We start from the raw sequence: 20,580 nt of genomic DNA, 5'->3' as shown, positions 1-20,580 counted from the left end.
CCCCGTCGGCCCGTTCCGGCGGGGATCCCCCGCGAGGGCGGCCGGGAGGCGGGCGGCGCGGCCGTCCGTCACCCCCGCCCGATGTACGGCATGGCCGTCGCCAGCACGGTGGCGAACTGCACATTGGCCTCCAGCGGCAGCCCGGCCATGTGCCGCACGGTGCGCGCCACGTCGGCCACGTCCATGGTCGGCTCGGGGGCGATCCGGCCGTCCGCCTGACGCACGCCCGCGCCCATCGCCGCCGTCATGTCGGTCGCCGCGTTGCCGATGTCGATCTGCCCGCAGGCGATCCGGTACGGGCGGCCGTCCAGCGACAGCGACTTGGTCAGGCCGGTGACGGCGTGCTTGGTCGCGGTGTAGGCGATCGAGTGCGGGCGCGGGACGTGCGCGGAGATCGAACCGTTGTTGATGATCCGGCCGCCCCGCGGGTCCTGCGCCTTCATCTGCCGGAACGCGGCCCGGGCGCAGAGGAAGGCGCCGGTCAGGTTGAGGTCGACGACGGCCCGCCAGTCCTCGACCGACAGCTCCTCCAGCGGGACGGCCGGGCCGAAGGCGCCGGCGTTGTTGAACAGCAGGTCCACCCGGCCGTGACGCCCGGCGGCCGCGGCGAACAGCGCGTCCACCGCCTCCGGGTCGGTGACGTCGGCCGGCACCACGTCGGCCGGGGCGGCGCAGAGCCGGGCGGTCTCCCGCAGCGGTCCGGGCCGCCGGCCGGCCAGCACCGTCCGCCAGCCGTCCGCGGCCAGTTCGACCGCCACGGCGCGGCCGACGCCGCTCCCGGCTCCGGTGACGACGGCGATCCGCTGGTTCATGGCACCCTCCTCGATGACTGTTCCCGGTCGGCCCCGGGCGTGCCCTGGAGATCGTCGCGGACCGGCGGCCCGCCGTCACTGGTCAAAGCCGCCGAAATCCGGACGGCTCGGCGGGAGCCCGGCGGCCACCCCCGCCATCCGACCCCCGCCGACCGGGGGGAGTGGTGAAGGCCTTTACCCGATCGCGAACAAACATTGGATTTCCGGTGGCCACCGCGCAACCGGGCCACCCGGGCCCACGTCATAAGATCGCAGGAAGGCGCACCCCCGCGAGGGGCGGCGCGCCATCGCTCCGGGGGACGCACCAGCGCTGTGCCCCCGGTCTGTCCGGCCCCACCGGGGGGCCGCCGCCCGGTCAGACGGACCGGGCGCGACATCGGTCGGAGAGTCCTCACCGTGCTTAGGCAGTCGTCCCGTTCCCGCGCCGTCCTGTCCGGCGCCGCCGTGCTCGCCCTGGCCGCCTCGCTCGCGGCCTGCGGGAGTTCCGGCGGTGGGAAGGGGGACAGCGCCAAGAACGCCACCCCGGCCGGCGGCAGCAGCTCGGCGGGCAGTCCGAGCGCCGGCGGCACCAGCCCGGCCGCGACCGGCACCGCCACCGCGGCCTCCTCCGGCAAGGTGCTGATGCCCACCGGGCCCGCCGCCGCCCTCAACAAGGTCCGGGACACCGGCGCCGGCCCGATCATGATGACCAAGGTGACCGGCGCCAAGTCCGGCGTCACCGGCCAGGTCTGGGTCTGGCTGCCGCCCGAGTACAACGACCCCAAGTTCGCCAAGACCGGCTTCCCGGTGCTGACCCTGTTCGCGGGCGGCCAGAGCAACGGCTACAACACCTGGACCGACAACCAGCTGCCGATCCAGGAGGAGAACGAGCGGCTGGTCAAGGAGGGCAAGTCCCACCCGTTCATCATGATCATGCCGGTGCAGAACTTCAACAGCGACGAGAAGAACGCGCTGGACTGCTCCGACATCCCGGGCCAGCCCAAGATGGCCACCTGGATGGCCGAGGACCTCCCGGACTTCGTCCGCGCCAACTTCCGCACCGTGAAGGGCCGCGACGGCTGGGGCGTCATGGGCGCCTCCACCGGCGGCTTCTGCAGTGCCAAGCTCGCCCTCCAGTACCCGCAGGTCTACAAGGCCGCGGTGCCGATCGACGGCTACTTCATACCGGACTCGGGGCTGTGGAAGGGCCACGACGCGGAGCGGGCCGCCAACAACCCGGACGTGCTGGTCGCCCAGGGCAAGGCCGAGGTGAGCATGCTGGTGACCGCGGGCGGCGCCAACCCGTACGAGACCAAGGTGGTCAAGAGCTGGGTGGACAAGGCGGTCCCGCCGGTGAGCCTCCAGTACCACGAGCAGCCCGGCGGCAAGCACCTGACCTCGGACTTCAAGAAGATGATCCCGGACACCCTGGTGTGGCTCTCCGCCCACCTGGCGGGGCCGGCGGCCGACTGAGGGCCCGCCCTTCGGCTGCCCGCACTGCCCGCTCTGCTGTTGCACTGCCCGTGCTGCTGCCGCACTGCTCGGACTGCCGCACTGCTCTCACCCGTACCGCCGGTGCCGGGACGCGTTCGCGCTCCCGACGCCGGCGGTCCTGCTTTCCGGCAGCTCCGAGCAGGTCGCGCCGCCCGTCCGCAGGCCCGTGACCTGCGCGTCAATCGGACATTGATTCGCTTCTGATCGACTGCGAGCACCTTGGCTGGGGCGGTCCTCCACCGGCCGCCGCCACCCGCCGTGCCCCAAGCCGTGAAGAGAGTGCCATGCCGATCCACCTGGTGCCCCAGCCCGTCCCCACCGTGCCCGCGCAGGGCAAGTCCGCAGCCGCCTCGCTGGGCGCGGACGCGTACGGACGGGCCGCGGCCGACGAGCCGGCCGTCCTGCGGTTCTCCGGGCTCCGCCTGGTGCACGCCGCGCTGCGCCGGGACCTCGCCCGGCTGCCCAACGCGCTGCGGCTGCTCCAGCCCGACGAGGACCACAAGGGCGAGGCCCTGCTACGGCACTGGAACTTCATCACCGCGATGCTCACCTGCCACCACGAGCAGCAGGACACCCGGCTGTGGCCGATCGTGCGCCGCTTCGCGCCCGAGCTGCGGCTGCTGCTCAACTGGCTGGAGGACGACCACCACAACCTGGACCACTCCTTCACCCGGGTCACCACGCTGGTGCGGATCGCCAGCCGGGACACCGGCAGCGCCTGGCCGGTCGCGTACGCGATGGAGGACCTCGCGGCCCGGCTGGAGACCCACCTGCGGATCGAGGAGCGGCAGTTGCTGCCCCGGATGGAGCGGGTGATCGCCGACGGCTCCCGGCTCGGCGGGCTGGGCGAGCTGCTGGACCTGCTGCGCCTGGCCGACGGCCCCGGCACGGCGGACGCGCTGGCCTGGCTCCTGGAGGGCGTGGAGCCCGAGCTGGTCGAGCGGCTGCTGGCCGAGTGCGACGACGACGTGGCCCGCAACTGGCCGCACTGGCACGCGACCTACCAGCGCTGCACCTCGCCGCTGTGGGGCCCGCCGGACGGTCCGGCCGCCGGCGCCGGCCTCGGCCTCGACGACCTCGGCCTCGACGGCCTGGGGCGCATCGCGGACTGACTCCGGGGCTCTTCGCGGGCCTTTGATCTACGCGCGTGGCATGAGCCGGAGGCAGGGGACTGCGGCATATGCCGAGTCGGTCCCCAGCGCGGGGGAGCTCTCAACTCCCCATGCCCCCTAGGGGATTCGACCCACCGCCCTCGGGGTCGGGCCGCCCCGGCCGCTCCGGGCCGCACCAGGGGAGGCGTCACGCCGACGGCTGATGGCGGGCCGTACCCGCCGCACTACCGTCGACCGCATGACCACAGCGCGCAGCACACCCGGCCCGCACCGCACCCGCCCCGGGACCCGCCTCGGGACCCGCTTCCGACGCGGCCCCGCGTTCCTCGCCGCCGGCGCCGTCCTGGTGCTCGGCGCCGGACTGACCGCCTGCGAGGGCGGCGTGGCCCTCTGCCTGGACGATCACAAGTGCACCGTCGGCATCAAGACCGACAAGGCCGACGGCACCAAGACCGTCAAGGTCTTCGGCGGCGACAACCCGATGCGGATGACCGTCGGCCACATCGGTGACAACTCGGCCGAGGTGACCGTCGGCGACGACAGGAAGACCGCCACCAAGGACTCCGAGACCTCCGTCGGCGGCGTCAGGATCACCCTGCGCAAGACGAACAAGGACGACCACTACGCCGAAGTGCACATCGAGCGGGACTGACCGCCCCGGCACGACAAAGCGCTACCGCGCCTACCCCGGCAGGCGGTTGAGCCACTCCATCGGGGCGACCCGGATCGCCGTGTGCGGCGAGCCGTCCCACTCCGCCGGAAGCCCGACCGCCTCCAGCGCGGCGACCACCGCCCGCCCGACCTCCACCGTCCGGCGCTCCGACACCTCGGCCGTCTCCTCCCCGGCGCGGAACCCGCCGTAGCGCAGCATCAGCCCCCGCCCGGCGGCCGCCGCCTCGGTGTCCTGCTGGTGGAAGAAGACGAAGCCGACCGAGTCCGTCCCGGCCTCGCCGCCGATCTCCGCGTAGCCGCAGCCCGCGCAGCAGGTGAAGTCCATCGCCGCGACGATGCCCCGGTCCTCCAGCGCGTCGAAGGCGTCCGCCAGCCGGTCCACGTCGGTGGTCTCCGGCCAGGCCGCCTGCTCGGCCAGCCGCTCGGTCCACAGCGGGGCGAGGATCCGCTCCGCCTCCTCCTGCGTCAGCCCCCGGTCGTCGAGGTGCTCGACCAGGGACTCGGCCATCTCGTCCGGCTCCTGGAAGCCGCACCGGATCAACTCGCGGGCCCGCTCCTGGGCTTCGCGCAGCACGTCGGGGGTGGGAACCGTCTCCTCGGTCATGCCCGCATCCTCGCACCCGCCACCGACAACGCCCGGGCCTCCGGTGCGACGCCCGGGCCTCCGGCCCCGCCGTCCCTGCACCGCCCTGCTACCGTCCGCCGGTGACTTCTCTGCTGCAACCCCCGCTGATCACCCGGCTGCTGGCCGCCGAGCGCATCCTGATCGCCGGAGCCGGCGGCGGCTTCGACGTGTACGCGGGGCTGCCGATCGCCCTCGCCCTGCGGGCCGCGGGCAAGGAGGTGCACCTGGCCAACCTCTCCTTCACCCACCTCTACGGCCTGCCCCTCGACGTCTGGGCGGAGCCCGACGTGGCCCGGATCGGTCCGGACACCGCCGCCCCCGAGGGCTACTTCCCGGAGCGCACCCTGGCCCGCTGGCTGAACCGGCACGGGATGCCCGACACCGTGTGGGCCTTCCCGACGGTGGGCGTGCAGCCGCTGCGCGAGGCCTACCGCGCGCTGGTCGCCCGCCTGGGCGTGGACGCGATCCTGCTGGTCGACGGCGGCACCGACATCCTGATGCGCGGCGACGAGGCCGGACTCGGCACCCCCGAGGAGGACATGGCGAGCCTGGGCGCGGTGGCCGGCCTGTCCGAGGTGCCCGAGCGGCTGGTCGCCTGCCTCGGCTTCGGCATCGACGCCTACCACGGCGTCAACCACTCCCTGGTGCTGGAGAACCTCGCCGCGATCGACCGGGCCGGCGGCTACCTCGGCGCCTTCTCCATCCCGCGCGACAGCCGGGAGGGCGTGCTCTACCTGGACGCCGTCGAGCACGCCAGGGCCGCCTTCCCGGACCACCCCAGCATCGTCAACGGCTCGGTGGCGGCGGCGCTGCGCGGCGAGTTCGGCGACGTCCGCTTCACCGAGCGGACCAAGGACGCGCAGCTCTTCGTCAACCCGCTGATGACGCTCTACTTCGGCGTCACGGTCGAGGCGCTGGCCGCCGAGAACCGGTACCTGGACCGGCTGGAGCACACCGTGGTGACCCGCCAGATCGCCACCGTGATCGCCGAGTTCCAGGACGAGCTGCCGCGCCTGCGACCGCCCCGGCAGTTCCCGCACTGACCGGGAGCGCGGGCGCGGAACGCCGGTCAGAACGCGGCGAGCCGGAACTCCAGGTTCCCGAACCGCACCTGGTCGCCCGGGCCGACCCGTACGCCGCCCGCTATCCGGCGCCCGTTCACATGGGTGCCGTTGGTCGAGCCGAGGTCGTACAGCACCCAGCCGCCCTGCTCGTGCCGCAGTTCGGCGTGGCGCCGGGACACCGAGGCGTCGTGCAGCCGCAGTCCCGAACCGGGGATCCGGCCGATCGTCAACTGCCCGGCCCCGGCCTGCGGCAGGCTCAGCCCCGGCAGCCGCTCGGTGCGCCAGGCCCGGCCCAGCCGGTCGCCGAAGGCGGACGCCCGCCCGACCGTGCGCAGCACGAAGCGCTCGACCGGCCCGCCGGTGGGCAGCCCGGCCACCGCCGCGTCCAACTCGCCGCGGCTGGTGGCCTGCAGGACGATGTCCATCCGGCCGAGGAAGGTGTCGTGCGAGAGCCGCCCGCTGCCCGCGCCGTCCCGCAGCACCCCGAGCGCCTCGTCCCGCTCGGCGTCGGAGGGTCGGACCGCGCCGGTCGGACCGGCCGCGCCGGTGGGGAGCTCAGGAGTCGTCATGGCCAAATTGTCGGCGCGGCCGACTCAGGCTGTCCAGAACACGCCGTGCACGGGTGCGGGGTTCGTACGTCACGGCAGTCCAGACGCCCCTTCCGGCCGGGCGGTTCCGCACGTTCCGGGCCGCCCGGGCGGGGTGCTCCGGGCCGTGCCGCCCGGTCCGTTCCGGGGCGCCGTACGGGCCGTACGGGCCATCAGGCCTTGCGGGCGGCGGCCAGGATCTTCTCCGTGGTGTGCAGGAACCGGGAGGTGACCGTGCCCCGGTAGGCCTTGCCGAACATGTCCTTGGTGACCCACTTGCCGTCCCGGAGGTGGATCACCACGTACGCGGACCCCGGGTCGGCGCCGAGCACCTCGACGTCGCCCTTCGGCGAGCGGTACGGGAAGGCGAATTCGCCCGGCAGCGGCTCGGAGAGGAAGGCGACGACCAGCCGGACGTCCGGTGTCACCTCGACGCCCCGGAAGGGCTCGGCGGCGAGCAGCCCGGCCACCTCGTCCACCGTCCGCAGCAGCGCCGGCACCGGGTACCCGAGCGCCTGCTCCAGGTGCTCCTCGATCCGCGCGGTCAGCGCCGCGCGGTCCGGCTCGTCGGTGGTGAAGAAGACGTTGCCGCTCTGGATGTAGGAGCGGACGTTCCCCAGGCCGAGCTCGGCGAACAGCGCCCGCAGCCGCTCCATCCGCACCGTCCGGCCGCCGACGTTGACGGCCCGCAGGAAGGCGATGTACGTGGTCGTGGTGGTCACCCGGCCAGTGTGGCACCGGCCACCGACAACGGCCCGGCCCCCGCCCGTCCGGTCGTCCCCGCCCGTCCGGTCGTCCGCGCACGGCGGCCGTCGGTGCCGGGTGCCAGACTGGCGCCATGGCTACCTGGCAGGATTTCGAGCACGAGGCCCCCGATCTGGCGCCCCTGGTCCGGGCCCGGTTCGAGGCGAACAAGCACCACGTCATGGCGACGCTGCGCAAGGACGGATCGCCCCGGGTCAGCGGCACGGAGGTCGAGTTCGTCGGCGCCGACCTGTGGATCGGGTCGATGTACGGCGCGGTCAAGGCGCGTGACCTCCAGCGCGACGCCCGCTTCGCACTGCACGCGCACCCGGGGGACGAGACCATGGCCGGCGGGGACTCCAAGGTCTCCGGCAGGGCGGTGGAGGTCACCGACGAGACCGAACTCGCCGCCTTCGCCGCCGATCTGCCCGAGGCGCCGCCCGGCCCGTTCCACGCGTTCCGGCTGGAGCTCGACCAGGTGGTGCACACCTCCGTGGAGGGCGACCACCTGCTCGTGCACAACTGGCACCCGGGTCGGCCGGTGGAGCGGATCCAGGTCCACTGACCGGCCGATCCGGCCGCAAGGCCCCTACGGCAGGACGGACTTGAGGGCCTCGGGGGTGCGGGCCACGACGGCGTGCCCGTCGTCCGCGGTGATGATCGGGCGCTGGATCAGGATCGGGTGCTCGGCCATCGCCGCGATCCAGCGGTCGCGCTCACCCGCCTCCCGGAGCCAGCCCTTCATCCCCAGGTCCTTCGCGACCTGCTCGTCGGTGCGGGTGATGTCCCACGGCTCCAGGCCGAGACGCTCCAGCACCTGTACCAGCTCGGCCGCGGTGGGCGGCTGCTCCAGGTAGCGGCGTACGGTGTACTCGACTCCGGCGCCGTCCAGCTCGCCGAGCGCGGACCGGCACTTGCCGCACCGCGGGTTGATCCAGATCTCCATGCCGGCCACCCTACCGAGCCGCCCGCGCCCGCCCCGCCCCGCCGCGCACAACGGCCCGCCCCGCCCCGCCGCACGCATCGGCCCGCCCCGTCCGCCGCGCGATTCCGGTGGGTACGGGAACTCCGCCGCGCACGACGGCGGTTGACCGGACAGGAAGCGTGATCTCGGGAGGGGAGCACCGCATGGACGGCGCGGCGATCATCGAACAGCTGATGACCACGGAGGTCAGGACCGATCCGTACCCGCTGTACGCCAGGGCCCGCGAGCTGGGCCCGGTGGCCCCGGCCGGGGACGGCATGTTCGTGGTGAGCGGCTACACGGCGGTCAACAAGGTGCTGCGCACGCCCGCCTTCGGGGTGGCGACCGCCGAGATGATGGCCGGACTGGCCCCCGAGTACGCCGTGCACTCCTCGCTGGCCCTGTTCGGCCGCTCGATCCTCCAGCGCAACGCCCCCGACCAGCCCCGGGTCCGCTCGCTGATCGCCTCGGTGTTCACCGCCCGCCGGGTCGCCGCGCTGCGCCCGGCCGTGGAGACGGCGGTCGACCGGCTGCTGGACGGCATGGCCGAGCAGGGCGCCGACGGCTCGCCGGTGGACTTCATGGACGCCTTCGCCTTCCGGCTGCCGGTCGGGGTGATCTGCGAGCTGCTCGGCGTCCCCGAGCAGGACCGCTACCGCTTCCGCGACCTCGCCTCCGACCTGACCGTCGCGCTGGAGATCATCCAGGACCTGGACGAGCTGGCCGCCGCCGACGAGGCCGCCGACGAGCTGGCCCGCTACTTCACCGAGCTGGCCGCCGAGCGGCTGGCCAGGCCGCAGGACGACCTGGTCACCGACCTGGCCCGGATCGCCGCCGCGGACGACGAGCGGCTCTCCGCCGAGGAGCTGCTGGCCAACCTGGTCCTGCTGCTGGTGGCCGGCTTCGAGACCACCACCAACCTGCTCGGCAACGGCCTGGCCCTGCTGTTCCGCCACCCCGAGGCGGCCGCCGGGCTGCGCAGCGGCGCGATCACCCCGGCCGGGTTCACCGACGAGGTGCTGCGCTTCGACTCCCCGGTGCAGGCCACCGGCCGGGTCGCGCTGGAGGAGGGCCTGAGCGTCGAGGGCCTGCCGATCCCACCCGGCCACGCGGTGACCCTGCTGATCGGCTCGGCCAACCACGACCCGGCCCGGTACGAGCGCCCCGAGGTGTTCGACCCGACCCGCACCGACAGCCAGCCGCTCAGCTTCGGCGGCGGCACCCACTTCTGCCTGGGCTCCCAGCTGGCCCGGCTGGAGGCCGAGGTCGCGGTGCCCGCCCTGCTCGACCGCTTCCCGCGGCTCGCCCCGGGCGGCGTCCCGACCCGGCGCGACCGCCTGGTGCTGCGCGGCTACGAGACCCTGCCGGTGACCGTCCGGTGACCAACCGGTGACGCGCGGTCCCCGGGGCCGGGGGATTTGGCTCCTCCGGCCCCGGGGACCGGGACGTTCGGCCGTTCGTGGCTGGGCCGTTCGTGGGAGAGCATGGAGGGACGAAAGCGGCCAATCCGGACCGATCACCCGGAACGGCCACCTGCCAGGAGGTCCCACCGTGCGCACAGCACCCCGCCCGCCGCGCCCCGCGGCGCTGGAGCCCAGGGTTCCGCGCTGGGTGCCCTGGCTGCCGGTGCTCCTGCTGGTGCTGGACCTGGTCGCCGAGGCCGTCGTCCCGGACGCCGTCGCCGCCGGCTTCCTGCTCACCGCGCTGCCCGTGGTGGCCGCCTTCAGCTACGGCCCCGTGCTGACCGCCGTCACGACGGCCGGCTCCCTGGCACTCCAGCTCGGCCTGGCGCTGCGCGCGGACCACGTCAACGAGCAGCACCACGTCTGGGTCTACATCGCCACCCTGCTCTCCGGCGTCATGGGCACCGCGCTGTCCTGGCAGCGCACCCGGCAGAACCGCAACCTGCTCCAGGCCCGTACGGTCGCCGAGACCCTGCAGCGCACGGTGCTGCGTCCGGTGCCGGAGCGGGCCGGCGGGCTGCGGGTGGCCGGCCTCTACCGCCCGGCCCAGGCCGACGTGCTGGTCGGCGGCGACCTGTACGAGGTCTGCGACACCCGCTTCGGCGTGCGGGTGCTGCTCGGCGACGTCCGGGGCAAGGGCCTGGGCGCGGTCCGCACCGTCGCCGACGTCCTCGGCGCGTTCCGGGCGGCCGCGTACGACACCCCCGGGCTGGTCGAACTCGCCGACCAGCTGGACCGCGCGGTGCTGCGCGACGCCGCCGACCGCGGCGACGACGAGCTGTTCGTCACCGCCGTCCTGCTCCAGTACCGGCCCGGCTCGGACTGCGTCGAGATCGTCAACCGCGGTCACACCACCCCGCTGCTCCTCGGCGGGGGCGGCATCACCCCGGTGTCCTGCGCCGACGAGCTCCCGCTCGGCCTCGGCCACCTCGGCCCCGCCGACGAGCGCAGCAAGGCGGTCGCCGTGGCGCTGCCCCCGGGCCACACCGTCCTGCTCTACACCGACGGCGTCAGCGAGGCCCGCGACACCGCCGGCGCCTTCTACCCGCTGGCCCCCCGCCTCGCCGCCCTCGGCACCACCGCCCCCGACCGGGTGGTCTCCTTCCTGGCCCAGGACGTCCACCGGTACGCCGGCCTGCTCGCCGACGACCTCGCCGTCCTCGCCCTCACTCCGGACGTCCCGTAGGCCCGGACCACTCCGGACGTCCAGTAGGTCCGGACCACTCCCAGAGGTTCGCGAACAGTTCCGCCTGCTCCCGGGCGTCGTCCAGGGCGTGGTGTGTATGAGGTAGGTCCGGCAGCAGCTCCGGCGGCATCGACCGCTTGCCGATCCCGGCGAACGGCACCCCGGCCCGCGCCGCGTACAGCGTCTTCAGATCCAGGCAGCCGGAGTGCCCGAACGGGCTGGAGCCGGTGAACCGCACCAGGTAGCAGTAGAGGAACTGCCAGTCGTACACCGCCGGGTAGCCCACCATCACCGGCCGGTACCGCTGCCCGCCCGGCCCGCGCCGCACCCCCTCCACCCAGCGGCCGAACTCCCGCATCGCCGCCGCCGGATCGGCCCCGTCCGCCTGCAGCGCCGCCCGGTTCAGCCCCGACACCGCCAGCGCCTCCGGGACGTACTCCGCGCTGATCGGCCGCAGCTCCCGGTAGAACGCCGCCGCCCCCGCCGGCGGCCGCCGGAACCCGTCCCCGTCGTGCCATCCGGCCACCACGGCCCCGAAGCTCAGCATCGAGTACGGCCCCGGGATCGGCCCGTCCGACTCCACGTCCACCGACACGTACACCGTCGGGGTGACTTTCTCCCTGTGTCCCATGGCCCCATCCAACTCGGCCCGACAACCGCTTTTCCCGCCCTCGTCCTTCCCGTCGCCCGTCGCCCGTCGTTCTTCCCGCCACCCGTCGCCCCGGTCACCCGGACGGGCCCGCCGGGATGCCCCCGGGCGCGGGAGTGCGCAGGCTGCTGGCAACGACCGGGCCCGACCGGGCCCGGGACGGACACGCCCCAGGGCGCGGCACGGGAGGACGAGATCGACAGGACACGGACGGCGGACCACGCCGGGGGAGCGGGCGCGCCGCTGCTCGCCCGCTGCGCCCTGCTGGCGGCCGCGGGGGCCGTCGGGGTGCTGCTGTTCGCGCTGGGGGAAGGCGGGCTGCTGGTGCTCGTGGCCGGGCTGCTCGGACTCGTCGTCTGGGCCGCCGGCGTCTGGTGGTTCCTGGCCTACCGGGGCGCGGTCCGGGTGTTCGGGCTGCTCGTCGCGATCGCTGCGCCGGTCGCGGTGCTGGTGCTCTTCGCCCACCACCAGCTGTGGCTGACGGCCCTGCTCCTCGTCCTGGTCTGGGGCATCGCGCTGGCCCTCGCCCGTGCCGCGCTGCGCCGGGCCCGCCCGGAGCCGCCGATGCGCGGGCGTGCCGCGCCCCGGCCGCTGCGACCGGTCCTGATCATGAACCCGAAGTCCGGCGGTGGGAAGGTCGGCCGCTTCGGGCTCGTCGAGCGGGCGGAGGGACTCGGCGCCCGGGTGGTCCTGCTCGACCCCGCCGCCCCCGCCGACGTCGCCGAGCTGGCCCGCACGGCCGTGGCCGAGGGCGCGGACCTGCTCGGCGTGGCGGGCGGCGACGGCACCCAGGCGCTGGTCGCGGCCGTCGCCGCCGAGCACGGCCTGCCGTTCCTGGTGATCTCCGCCGGCACCCGCAACCACTTCGCCATGGACCTCGGCCTCGACCGTGACGACCCCTCCCGCTGCCTGGACGCGCTGACCGACGGCGAGGAACTGCGGGTCGACCTCGGCGAGGTCGCGGGCCGGGCCTTCGTCAACACCGTCTCCTTCGGGGTGTACGCCGACGTCGTGGAGCGCCCCGAGTACCGCGACGCCAAGGCCGGCACCGCGCTCGGCCTGCTGCCCGACCTGCTGGTCGGCGAGGGCGTACGGCGGGTCGACGTGAGGGCCGACGCCACCGTGCTCACCGCCCAGCAGGCGCTGCTGGTCAGCAACAACCCGTACGGCTCGACCGACGACCTCGGCATCGGCGGCCGCCGGCCCCGGCTCGACAGCGGCCTGCTCGGCGTCCTGGGCATCCGGGTGGAGGGCGCGGCCCAGGCCGCGGACCTGGCCGTGCGCGGCACGCAGTCCACCGGGCTGACCGCGCTGACCGCACGGCGGGTGGAGGTGACCGCGGAGGAGGACGAGATCCCGGTGGCGGTCGACGGCGAGACGCTGCGGATGCCCGTCCCGGTCGTGTGCACGCTGAGCCCGCGGGCCCTGCGGGTCCTGGTGCCGCGCGACCGCCCCGGCGTCCCCGCCCCCGTGCCGTCCGTGAACTGGCGCCGGCTGGCCGCCCTCGCGTTCGGCCGCTCCGACCCCGGCGCCGGCGACAGCTCCGGTTCCGGCTCCGACCCGACTGAGGAGGGGCCGACCCGTGACTGACCACCCGGACCACGACGCCACCCCTCCCGCCCCGCCTCCCGCCCCGCCGCCCGTACCGCCGTCCGTACCGCCGTCCGTACTCACCGACCTTCGGGCGCTCGACGGAGCCGTCTACGCGGCCGTCGCCGCCACCTCCACCCCGACGCTCGACTCCGCGCTGCGCCGGCTCTCCAGGGCCGCCGACCACTCGAAGATCTCGTTGGCCGTCTCCGCCCTGCTCGCTCTGCGGCCCGGCCGCCCCCGGCAGGCGGCGGTGGCCGGGGTCGGCGCGGTGGCGCTGGCCTCGGTGGCGGCGAACCTGGTCGGCAAGCAGTTGGTCCACCGCCCCCGGCCCGACCGGGAGCTGGCGAGGGTGACCGTCGGCCGGCAGGTGGCGATGCCGGAGTCGGCCTCCTTCCCGTCCGGGCACACGGCCTCGGCGACGGCCTTCGCCACCGCCGTCGGCGTGCTGCTGCCACCGCTGGCGCTGCCGCTCGGCGCGCTGGCGACCGCGGTCGGCTACTCCCGGGTCCACACCGGCGTGCACTACCCGGGAGATGTCGCGGCGGGCGCGCTGCTCGGCTTCGCGGCCGCCGTGGCGTCCCTGGCCGTCGTCCGGACCGTGCCGCCGAGCCTCCCGGAGTGAGCGCCTCCGGGCCTGCACCGGGCAATTGAACGTGTGTGCGCTATCTTCTGCCGTGAGCATTTTCCCCCGGCAACGATCAGGTTCCTCGGGCCGCAAGTCCGCCAAGGGCGGCCGTCTCGCGGTCCTGGACGGATTGCGCATCCTGGCCGCGCTGATGGTGGTCTTCCACCACTACGTCGGCTACGGCGGCGGTACCAAGCCCGAGGACAGTGCCTGGGGCAAGCCGGTCGATCAGGTGTTCCACCGCGCTTCCTTTCTCGGCGCCTATCTGTGGACCGGCATCTGCCTGTTCTTCGTGATCAGCGGCTTCGTGATCTGCATGAGCAGCTGGGGCCGTCCGGTGGGCGACTTCGTCCGCTCCCGGGTCATCCGGCTCTACCCCGCGTACTGGTTCGCCGTCCTGCTCACCACCGCGGTCGTCACGGTGTGGCCGCTCGTGCGCCAGCCGCTCCCCTCGGAGCAGGTGCTCGCCAACCTGACGATGTTCCAGGAGGGCCTGGGCATCAAGGATGTCGACGCCGTCTACTGGACGCTCTGGATCGAGCTGCGCTTCTACCTGCTGTTCGCCATCGTGGTCTGGCGGGGCGTGACCTACCGGCGGATCGTGGCCTTCTGCTCGATCTGGACGGTCGCCGGCATCGTCGCGGCGAGCACCAAGTGGCCGGTCCTCGACTTCTTCGCGATGTCGCAGGTCTCCTCGTTCTTCGTCGCCGGCCTCGCGCTCTACCTGGTCCACCGGTACGGTCCCAACCTCATGCTCTTCGGCATCGTCGGGATCAGCTGGATCCTCTCCGTGCTCTACACCATCCAGCACCAGAAGGACGTGAACCCCTACCTCGGTCGCGTCGACCTGCCGACCTGGCCCGCCGTCCTGCTGACCAGCCTCTCCTACCTCGTCATGATCGTGGTCGCCCTGGGCTGGGGATCCCGGATCCAGTGGCGCTGGCTCACCTTCGCCGGCGCCCTCACCTACCCCCTCTACCTCCTCCACGAGACCATGGGCTGGACCGCCCTGCGTGCTCTCCACGAGCGCGACGTCAAGCCCTGGACGGCGGTCGCCATCGTCACCGCCGGCATGCTCGTCGCCTCCTGGCTGGCCCACCGCCTCATCGAGAAGCCCCTGACGCCCCGTCTCAAGACCGGCATGACCAGGAGCATCGACGAGCTCCGCGCCGCCGAACCCCTCCCCCCGCAGCCCGCCCCGGCGCCGGCCCGGGCCCCCGGCGTCCTGGAAACCGTCACCACCCCCTGGGCCACCGCCTTCACCCCCAGGGACACCCACCCGCCGCAGCAGCACACCCCCGACTCCTACTGACCCACCCCACCCCCGCGGCCGGAAACAGCACGCACCGGGCGGCCGGCCCGACCTCCGTCGGACCGCCCGCCCGGTGCGCACTGTCAGCCCCGCGGCCCTCTACAGGTCGTAGTAGAGCTCGAACTCGTGCGGGTGGGGGCGCAGGGCGATCGGGGCGATCTCGTTGGTGCGCTTGTAGTCGATCCAGGTCTCGATGAGGTCCGGGGTGAAGACGTTGCCGGCGAGGAGGTACTCGTGGTCGGCTTCCAGGGCCTCCAGGACGGCGGGGAGGGAGGAGGGCACCTGGGGGACGTTGGCGTGCTCCTCGGGGGCCAGCTCGTAGAGGTCCTTGTCGACCGGCTCCAGCGGCTCGATCTTGTTGCGGATGCCGTCGAGGCCGGCCATCAGCATGGCGGCGAAGGCCAGGTAGGGGTTGGAGGCCGGGTCCGGCGCGCGGAACTCGATGCGCTTGGCCTTGGCGTTGGAGCCGGTGATCGGGATGCGGATCGCGGCCGAGCGGTTGCGCTGCGAGTAGACCAGGTTGACCGGCGCCTCGAAGCCCGGCACCAGGCGGTGGTAGGAGTTCACCGAGGGGTTGGTGAAGGCCAGCAGCGAGGGGGCGTGCCGCAGCAGCCCGCCGATGTAGTAGCGGGCGGTGTCGGAGAGCCCGGCGTAGCCCTGCTCGTCGTAGAAGAGCGGGGTGCCCTCGCTCCACAGCGACTGGTGGACGTGCATGCCCGAGCCGTTGTCGCCGAAGATCGGCTTCGGCATGAAGGTGGCGGTCTTGCCGTTCCGCCAGGCGACGTTCTTGATGATGTACTTGAACAGCATCAGGTCGTCGGCGGCGTGCAGCAGGGTGTTGAACTTGTAGTTGATCTCGGCCTGGCCGGCCGTGCCGACCTCGTGGTGCTGGCGCTCGACCTCCAGTCCGGCCTTGGCGAGCTCCAGCGACATCTCGGCGCGCAGGTCGGCGAAGTGGTCGACCGGCGGGACGGGGAAGTACCCGCCCTTGTACTTGACCTTGTAGCCGCGTACGTCGCCCTCGGCGGCGCCGCTGTTCCAGGCGCCGGCCTCCGAGTCGATGTGGTAGAAGGACGCGTTGGCGCTGGTGTCGAAGCGGACCGAGTCGAAGACGTAGAACTCGGCCTCGGGCCCGAAGAACGCGGTGTCGGCGATGCCGGAGGAGGCGAGGTAGGCCTCGGCCTTCCTGGCGACGTTGCGCGGGTCGCGGCTGTACGCCTCGCCGGTGACCGGGTCCTGGATGAAGAAGTTGATGTTGAGGTGCTTCTCGGCCCGGAAGGGGTCGAGGCGGGCTGTGGCGAGGTCCGGCACCAGGGCCATGTCGGACTCGTGGATGGCCTGGAAGCCGCGGATCGACGAGCCGTCGAACATCAGGATCTCGGACGGGTCGAAGGTCGCCGCAGGTACGGAGAAGTGCTGCAGGACGCCCGGCAGGTCACAGAAGCGGACGTCGACGAACTTCACGTCGTTGTCCTGGATGAACTGCTTCACTTCGGCGGCGTTGTTGAACATCCATCCTCCTCGGCGTGCGAATTGGGCTCACCATAGGAATGGGTCGTTTCCACTCGGTGACCCGCTCGTTTCCTAGATGTTAACCACGGCTGCCGGGCGGCTGGCAAAGACGTACGGGACGGTACAAATCACCCTGCCCGGCTGGGCGCCCTCCCGCAAGTGGTCTGGACCACTTGGAAAGGCGCCGGAACGACGATTCACCCGGTCGGGGGTGATGTCCCGACCGGAGGGGAGCCGGTGGCGGCGTACGCCGTCAGCCCGGTTAGTGTGGATTCGTGGACACCAGAGAAGCGTTGGGATCGTGGATCGACGGCCCCCGGGCGGCCGCCGAGAAGATGGGCGCCGACTTCGGCCACCGCGGCGAGCGCCTCGGGCTGCCCAAGGAGGGCCCCGGCTCGATCGCCGGCCCCGGCCGCCGGATCGGCGCCCTGTTCGTGGACGGCTGGCTGGTCGCCCTGATCTCGTACGGGCTGATCGCCCGCGGCGACCAGGCCGAGGCCAACCTGTGGACCAGCCCGCTGTTCTTCGTGGTCGCGGCCCTGCTGCTGGCCACCACCGGCACGACGGTCGGCAAGCGGCTGTTCGGCCTCCGGGTGGTCCGGCTGGACGGCAGCCGCGCGACCATCCCGCAGGTCCTGCTGCGCACCCTGCTGCTCTGCCTGGTGGTGCCGCCGCTGGTCTGGGACCGCGACACCCGCGGCCTGCACGACAAGGCGGTCGGCACCGTCGAGGTCCGGATCTAGCTCCGGCCGAGACCCGGCCCCCGGCCCCGGCCCCTGGTCGAGGCCGGGATGCACCCCCGACGCCGTACGAACGTCGGAACGGCCCCGCCGCGGAGCTTCCGCGGCGGGGCCGTTCTCGTGTCGTCAGGGGCGGGGGAGGATCAGCGGGCCTGGCCGCCCTTGGGCATCCGGGCGCCCTTCGGCATCGGACCCTTGGGGATCGGCGCCTTGGAGAGCAGGTCGCCCAGCGCGCGCAGGCGGTCGTTGGTCTCGGTGACCTGGGCGGCGGTGATGGCGCGGGGCAGGCGCATCAGGTGGATCTGGAGCTTCTTCAGCGGGATCTCGCCCTCGCCGTTGCCCACCACGATGTCGTGCACCGGCACGTCGCCGACCACACGGGCCATCTTCTTCTTCTCGGAGGCCAGCAGCTGGCGGACCCGGTTCGGGTTGCCCTCCCCGATCAGCGCGATGCCGGCCCGGCCCACGGCGCGGTAGACCGCGTCCTGGTTACGGGTGACCGCCACCGGGGTGCTGTTGGAGCTCCAGCCGCGCCGGATGTTGTTCAGCACCGCGGCGACTGCCCCCGGCTGCCCCTCCATCTGACCGAACGCGGCGCGCTCGGCCCGGCGCCCGAAGACGATCGCCATGGCCAGCACGGCCACGATGAAGCCCAGGATGCCCAGGTAGACGGGATGCTCGATCGCGAAGCCGATGGCGAGGAACACGCCGAAGGTCAGCAGGCCGACGCCGGCGATGATCAGGCCGATCTTGGTGTCGACCTTCTTGGTCATGGTGTACGCCAGGCGGATCTGCTTCAGTCGCCCGGGGTTCTCGGATGTTTCCCTCGCCATAACGCTCATGGTACGTGGCACGGGTACGGGATATCCAAGCCCGGGTACCCGTTCGCCCCAACCGTGACCCGTGTGCCCGCACGCCGTCGCACAGAGCGACGCCGGGGGGCCCTGCGACGTCGAAGCGTTATCGCCGATGGCGACGCCGGTCCGTTGCCGCCGGAGCACCATCGTCGACGCCGGTGCGGTGCCGTCGGAGCACCGCCGCCGACGCCGATGCGTCACCGCCGGAGCACTACCGCCGGACCGGCCGCGGCTGTGCCGTCCGGGCCGCCGCGTCGTCGTGCCTGCGGTCCGCCGCGTACCGGCGGTTCTCGCACACCGCCGCCCACGCGTTGCGGCGCGCGTGCCGCTGGCCGGGAGCGAGCAGGACGCTCTCGGCGAACCGCAGCGCCACCCCCACCGACCGGATCCGCATCTGAACCCGCATGCCGAACAGCTCCTCTCGTGGCTGAGAAGAATCGAACGCTCACCAGGCGTCCAGAGTCCCCACCCCGTGTTACCAGCCCGTGACCAGCCAGTCAAAGCGTGGTGAAAACCGGAAGGGCGGAGCCGAAGCTCCGCCCTTCCCGTGGCTCGAACCGATCGGTGGACCGGGAGGTCGCCGTCGGACCGCCGTCACACGCGTGATCGGACCGCGATCAGACCGTGGCCTGCGCGCGCCGCTCCAGCGCCTGCCGGTACAGCCGGCCGGCCCGGTACGAGGACCGCACCAGCGGGCCCGACATGACACCGGCGAAGCCCAGCTCCTCGGCCTCCTCCTGGAGCTCGACGAACTCCTGCGGCTTCACCCAGCGCTCGACCGGGTGGTGGCGCAGCGAGGGGCGCAGGTACTGGGTGATGGTGATCAGCTCGCAGCCGGCGCCGACCAGGTCGGCCAGCGCCTGGCTGACCTCCTCGCGGGTCTCGCCCATGCCCAGGATCAGGTTGGACTTGGTCACCAGTCCGGCCGCACGCGCCTGGGTGATGACGTCCAGCGAGCGCTCGTAGCGGAACGCCGGGCGGATCCGCTTGAAGATCCGCGGCACCGTCTCGACGTTGTGCGCGAGCACCTCGGGACGGGAGGAGAAGACCTCGGCCAGCTGCTCGGGCACGGCGTTGAAGTCGGGGATGAGCAGCTCGACGCCGGTGCGGCCGGCCTCGCGGGCGGCGGTCATCGCGTGGACCTGGCGCACGGTCTCGGCGTACAGCCAGGCGCCGCCGTCCTCCAGGTCGTCACGGGCGACGCCGGTGATGGTGGCGTAGTTGAGGTCCATCGTGACGATGGACTCGGCGACCCGGCGCGGCTCGTCGCGGTCGAACTCGGCGGGCTTGCCGGTGTCGATCTGGCAGAAGTCGCAGCGGCGGGTGCACTGGTCACCGCCGATGAGGAAGGTCGCCTCGCGGTCCTCCCAGCACTCGAAGATGTTGGGGCAGCCGGCCTCCTGGCAGACCGTGTGCAGCCCCTCCTTCTTCACCAGCGACTGGAGGGCGTTGTACTCCGGGCCCATCTTCGCGCGGGTCTTGATCCACTCGGGCTTCCGCTCGATGGGGGTCTCGCTGTTGCGGACCTCCAGGCGGAGCAGCTTCCTGCCGTCGGGCGCGACAGCGGACACGTGCGACTCCTAGAACTAGACGGGGTACCCCCAGGGTACGCCTGTGGTTGTACGGCCTTCGCCGGGCCTGCCGCCCTGCAATCGCAGGGCAACATGGCTACCGGTCGGTAGATTCCCAGCGGCCGCCGGGACTTTCGGCGGCCGTCGGCGGAAGGTGCGTCGGCGCTGCCCGGCGGGTCAGTGGCCGAGGACCGGTTCCGGCAACTCGGCGAGGACGTCCGCCAGGTGCCGTTCGACCACCGGCGCGGCCTCGGCGGCGGACAGTCCGCGCCGCAGCTCGCCGGTGAGCGAGGCGACGCCCGCGTCCCGGATGCCGCACGGCACGATCTTGTCGAACCAGGTCATGTCCGGGTCGCAGTTGAGCGCGAAACCGTGCATGGTCACCCCGCGGGCGACCCGCACGCCGATCGCGGCGAGCTTGCGGTCGTCACCGCGCTGGCCGGCGTTGGAGGGCGCGTACTCGGGGCCGGCCAGTCGCGGGTCGATGCCCAGCGGCAGGCCCATCCGCAGGGTCAGTCTGCCGATGTCCACCACCTGCGCCGGATCCACCACGGCGTCCGGGATGGACTCGCCCAGCACCCAGACGCCGCTGCGGCCCTCGACCCGGGTGGACCCGATGCCGAACTCGCCGGCGGTGCGGATCAGCGCCTCCTCCAGCCGGCGGACGTAGGCGATGACGTCGATCGGGTCGGGCAGCTTGACGATCGGGTAGCCGACCAGCTGGCCGGGGCCGTGCCAGGTGATCTCGCCGCCCCGGTTGACCTCGACCACCGGGGTGCCGTCCAGCGGCAGGTCGGCGGGGTTGGTGCGCTTGCCCATGGTGTACACCGACTGGTGCTCCAGGAGCAGCACGGTGTCGGGGATCTCGTCCGCGACCCGCAGCGCGTGCAGCCGCTGCTGCTCCTCCCAGGCCTCCTGGTAGGGCACGGTGCGCTCACCTATGCCCATGCGAACAAAACGCACGTTCTCGCTCACCGTTGCCGCTCCTTGCCGGGCGTTCGAGACCAACCTCGCCACTG

At 73.0% G+C, this 20,580-nt stretch carries 22 protein-coding genes; 11 read left to right on the top strand and 11 right to left on the bottom strand.

The window, feature by feature from the left end:
• Nucleotides 1-68 precede the first annotated feature (68 nt).
• Complete coding sequence (locus ACFVVA_RS14630; RefSeq protein WP_387689325.1) at nucleotides 69-812, bottom strand: SDR family oxidoreductase; 744 nt, start codon at nucleotides 810-812, stop codon at nucleotides 69-71.
• Nucleotides 813-1,208: 396 nt separating this feature from the next.
• Between ACFVVA_RS14630 and ACFVVA_RS14625 the strand changes: the two genes are divergently transcribed.
• The 3 genes from ACFVVA_RS14625 to ACFVVA_RS14615 all read left to right on the top strand — a co-directional run bounded on the left by ACFVVA_RS14625 (nucleotide 1,209) and on the right by ACFVVA_RS14615 (nucleotide 4,049).
• On the top strand, nucleotides 1,209-2,264 hold the full coding sequence (locus ACFVVA_RS14625; protein ID WP_387689322.1) for an alpha/beta hydrolase: 1,056 nt from the start codon (nucleotides 1,209-1,211) through the stop codon (nucleotides 2,262-2,264).
• 305 nt (nucleotides 2,265-2,569) lie between these two features.
• Complete coding sequence (locus tag ACFVVA_RS14620; protein WP_387689319.1) at nucleotides 2,570-3,397, top strand: hemerythrin domain-containing protein; 828 nt, start codon at nucleotides 2,570-2,572, stop codon at nucleotides 3,395-3,397.
• Between the two features lie 238 nt (nucleotides 3,398-3,635).
• Nucleotides 3,636-4,049 carry a hypothetical protein gene (locus ACFVVA_RS14615; RefSeq protein ID WP_387689317.1) on the top strand — a complete coding sequence of 138 codons (414 nt, stop codon included), beginning with the start codon at nucleotides 3,636-3,638 and terminating at the stop codon, nucleotides 4,047-4,049.
• A gap of 30 nt (nucleotides 4,050-4,079) precedes the next feature.
• On the opposite strand, the gene ACFVVA_RS14610 is transcribed toward ACFVVA_RS14615, so the two are convergent.
• Nucleotides 4,080-4,673, bottom strand: coding sequence for a DUF6891 domain-containing protein (locus ACFVVA_RS14610; RefSeq protein ID WP_387689314.1), 594 nt, complete (start codon nucleotides 4,671-4,673; stop codon nucleotides 4,080-4,082).
• Nucleotides 4,674-4,774: 101 nt separating this feature from the next.
• On the opposite strand from ACFVVA_RS14610, the gene ACFVVA_RS14605 reads away from it, so the two are divergent.
• Complete coding sequence (locus ACFVVA_RS14605) at nucleotides 4,775-5,737, top strand: DUF1152 domain-containing protein (protein ID WP_387689311.1); 963 nt, start codon at nucleotides 4,775-4,777, stop codon at nucleotides 5,735-5,737.
• A gap of 26 nt (nucleotides 5,738-5,763) precedes the next feature.
• On the opposite strand, the gene ACFVVA_RS14600 is transcribed toward ACFVVA_RS14605, so the two are convergent.
• Nucleotides 5,764-6,327, bottom strand: coding sequence for an FHA domain-containing protein (locus tag ACFVVA_RS14600; protein WP_387689308.1), 564 nt, complete (start codon nucleotides 6,325-6,327; stop codon nucleotides 5,764-5,766).
• A gap of 191 nt (nucleotides 6,328-6,518) precedes the next feature.
• A complete protein-coding gene (locus ACFVVA_RS14595; protein ID WP_387689306.1) occupies nucleotides 6,519-7,067 on the bottom strand; it encodes a DUF1697 domain-containing protein in 549 nt (182 codons plus the stop codon).
• Between the two features lie 116 nt (nucleotides 7,068-7,183).
• Here ACFVVA_RS14595 and ACFVVA_RS14590 point away from each other — a divergent pair, with 116 nt between their 5' ends.
• Nucleotides 7,184-7,654, top strand: coding sequence for a pyridoxamine 5'-phosphate oxidase family protein (locus tag ACFVVA_RS14590; protein ID WP_359896970.1), 471 nt, complete (start codon nucleotides 7,184-7,186; stop codon nucleotides 7,652-7,654).
• Nucleotides 7,655-7,678: 24 nt separating this feature from the next.
• Here the strand turns inward: ACFVVA_RS14590 and ACFVVA_RS14585 are convergent, their stop codons facing one another.
• Complete coding sequence (locus ACFVVA_RS14585) at nucleotides 7,679-8,035, bottom strand: arsenate reductase family protein (protein WP_387689303.1); 357 nt, start codon at nucleotides 8,033-8,035, stop codon at nucleotides 7,679-7,681.
• 182 nt (nucleotides 8,036-8,217) lie between these two features.
• Between ACFVVA_RS14585 and ACFVVA_RS14580 the strand changes: the two genes are divergently transcribed.
• On the top strand, nucleotides 8,218-9,435 hold the full coding sequence (locus tag ACFVVA_RS14580; protein ID WP_387689300.1) for a cytochrome P450: 1,218 nt from the start codon (nucleotides 8,218-8,220) through the stop codon (nucleotides 9,433-9,435).
• Nucleotides 9,436-9,604: 169 nt separating this feature from the next.
• A complete protein-coding gene (locus tag ACFVVA_RS14575; protein ID WP_359896975.1) occupies nucleotides 9,605-10,702 on the top strand; it encodes a PP2C family protein-serine/threonine phosphatase in 1,098 nt (365 codons plus the stop codon).
• Here ACFVVA_RS14575 and ACFVVA_RS14570 read toward each other — a convergent pair.
• Nucleotides 10,683-11,333, bottom strand: a complete 651-nt coding sequence (locus tag ACFVVA_RS14570) for an exonuclease (protein WP_387689297.1) — start codon at nucleotides 11,331-11,333, stop codon at nucleotides 10,683-10,685. The two genes, ACFVVA_RS14575 and ACFVVA_RS14570, sit on opposite strands and share 20 nt — an antisense overlap.
• Nucleotides 11,334-11,615: 282 nt before the next feature.
• Here ACFVVA_RS14570 and ACFVVA_RS14565 point away from each other — a divergent pair, with 282 nt between their 5' ends.
• Genes ACFVVA_RS14565 through ACFVVA_RS14555 form a run of 3 tightly spaced genes read left to right on the top strand, consistent with a single transcriptional unit; the run spans nucleotide 11,616 to nucleotide 14,881 of the window.
• Nucleotides 11,616-12,941 carry a diacylglycerol/lipid kinase family protein gene (locus ACFVVA_RS14565; RefSeq protein ID WP_387689659.1) on the top strand — a complete coding sequence of 442 codons (1,326 nt, stop codon included), beginning with the start codon at nucleotides 11,616-11,618 and terminating at the stop codon, nucleotides 12,939-12,941.
• Nucleotides 12,934-13,566 (top strand): phosphatase PAP2 family protein, encoded by a 633-nt coding sequence (locus ACFVVA_RS14560; protein WP_387689294.1) that lies wholly within the window; start codon nucleotides 12,934-12,936, stop codon nucleotides 13,564-13,566. Before ACFVVA_RS14565 ends, ACFVVA_RS14560 begins: the two co-directional genes overlap by 8 nt.
• A 52-nt stretch (nucleotides 13,567-13,618) precedes the next feature.
• Nucleotides 13,619-14,881: an acyltransferase family protein gene (locus ACFVVA_RS14555; RefSeq protein ID WP_387689291.1), complete on the top strand. Its 1,263-nt coding sequence runs from the start codon at nucleotides 13,619-13,621 to the stop codon at nucleotides 14,879-14,881.
• A 99-nt stretch (nucleotides 14,882-14,980) separates the two neighbouring features.
• On the opposite strand, the gene glnA is transcribed toward ACFVVA_RS14555, so the two are convergent.
• Nucleotides 14,981-16,393, bottom strand: a complete 1,413-nt coding sequence (gene glnA / locus ACFVVA_RS14550) for a type I glutamate--ammonia ligase (protein WP_359896989.1) — start codon at nucleotides 16,391-16,393, stop codon at nucleotides 14,981-14,983.
• A gap of 275 nt (nucleotides 16,394-16,668) precedes the next feature.
• Between glnA and ACFVVA_RS14545 the strand changes: the two genes are divergently transcribed.
• A complete protein-coding gene (locus ACFVVA_RS14545) occupies nucleotides 16,669-17,136 on the top strand; it encodes an RDD family protein (RefSeq protein WP_387689288.1) in 468 nt (155 codons plus the stop codon).
• Nucleotides 17,137-17,276: 140 nt separating this feature from the next.
• On the opposite strand, the gene ACFVVA_RS14540 is transcribed toward ACFVVA_RS14545, so the two are convergent.
• From ACFVVA_RS14540 to lipB, 4 genes are all read right to left on the bottom strand, one after another.
• Complete coding sequence (locus ACFVVA_RS14540; protein ID WP_380352414.1) at nucleotides 17,277-17,975, bottom strand: DUF4191 domain-containing protein; 699 nt, start codon at nucleotides 17,973-17,975, stop codon at nucleotides 17,277-17,279.
• Between the two features lie 226 nt (nucleotides 17,976-18,201).
• Nucleotides 18,202-18,396 (bottom strand): hypothetical protein, encoded by a 195-nt coding sequence (locus ACFVVA_RS14535; RefSeq protein WP_359896994.1) that lies wholly within the window; start codon nucleotides 18,394-18,396, stop codon nucleotides 18,202-18,204.
• A 211-nt stretch (nucleotides 18,397-18,607) separates the two neighbouring features.
• Nucleotides 18,608-19,561 (bottom strand): lipoyl synthase, encoded by a 954-nt coding sequence (lipA, locus tag ACFVVA_RS14530; RefSeq protein WP_387689285.1) that lies wholly within the window; start codon nucleotides 19,559-19,561, stop codon nucleotides 18,608-18,610.
• A 177-nt stretch (nucleotides 19,562-19,738) separates the two neighbouring features.
• The gene (gene lipB, locus ACFVVA_RS14525; protein ID WP_380352416.1) at nucleotides 19,739-20,509 is read right to left on the bottom strand and encodes a lipoyl(octanoyl) transferase LipB; all 771 of its coding nucleotides are present in this window, start codon (nucleotides 20,507-20,509) and stop codon (nucleotides 19,739-19,741) included.
• Nucleotides 20,510-20,580 lie beyond the last annotated feature (71 nt).

It is taken from the genome of Kitasatospora sp. NPDC058048 (genome assembly GCF_042885555.1).
In the GTDB taxonomy this organism is placed as follows: domain Bacteria; phylum Actinomycetota; class Actinomycetes; order Streptomycetales; family Streptomycetaceae; genus Kitasatospora; species Kitasatospora lactacystinica.
The sequence above is the reverse complement of the archived record's forward strand: the minus strand, read 5'-3'. Positions and strand labels throughout refer to the sequence as shown.

Bases quoted from the DNA above. Each gene is read 5' to 3' on its own strand.
- ACFVVA_RS14610 (WP_387689314.1), bottom strand. From the start codon at position 4,673: ATGACCGAGGAGACGGTTCCCACCCCCGACGTGCTGCGCGAAGCCCAG.
- glnA (WP_359896989.1), bottom strand. From the start codon at position 16,393: ATGTTCAACAACGCCGCCGAAGTGAAGCAGTTCATCCAGGACAACGAC.
- ACFVVA_RS14585 (WP_387689303.1), bottom strand. From the start codon at position 8,035: ATGGAGATCTGGATCAACCCGCGGTGCGGCAAGTGCCGGTCCGCGCTC.
- ACFVVA_RS14580 (WP_387689300.1), top strand. From the start codon at position 8,218: ATGGACGGCGCGGCGATCATCGAACAGCTGATGACCACGGAGGTCAGG.
- ACFVVA_RS14600 (WP_387689308.1), bottom strand. From the start codon at position 6,327: ATGACGACTCCTGAGCTCCCCACCGGCGCGGCCGGTCCGACCGGCGCG.
- ACFVVA_RS14570 (WP_387689297.1), bottom strand. From the start codon at position 11,333: ATGGGACACAGGGAGAAAGTCACCCCGACGGTGTACGTGTCGGTGGAC.
- ACFVVA_RS14630 (WP_387689325.1), bottom strand. From the start codon at position 812: ATGAACCAGCGGATCGCCGTCGTCACCGGAGCCGGGAGCGGCGTCGGC.
- lipB (WP_380352416.1), bottom strand. From the start codon at position 20,509: ATGGGCATAGGTGAGCGCACCGTGCCCTACCAGGAGGCCTGGGAGGAG.
- ACFVVA_RS14615 (WP_387689317.1), top strand. From the start codon at position 3,636: ATGACCACAGCGCGCAGCACACCCGGCCCGCACCGCACCCGCCCCGGG.
- ACFVVA_RS14535 (WP_359896994.1), bottom strand. From the start codon at position 18,396: ATGCGGGTTCAGATGCGGATCCGGTCGGTGGGGGTGGCGCTGCGGTTC.
- ACFVVA_RS14590 (WP_359896970.1), top strand. From the start codon at position 7,184: ATGGCTACCTGGCAGGATTTCGAGCACGAGGCCCCCGATCTGGCGCCC.
- ACFVVA_RS14540 (WP_380352414.1), bottom strand. From the start codon at position 17,975: ATGAGCGTTATGGCGAGGGAAACATCCGAGAACCCCGGGCGACTGAAG.
- ACFVVA_RS14620 (WP_387689319.1), top strand. From the start codon at position 2,570: ATGCCGATCCACCTGGTGCCCCAGCCCGTCCCCACCGTGCCCGCGCAG.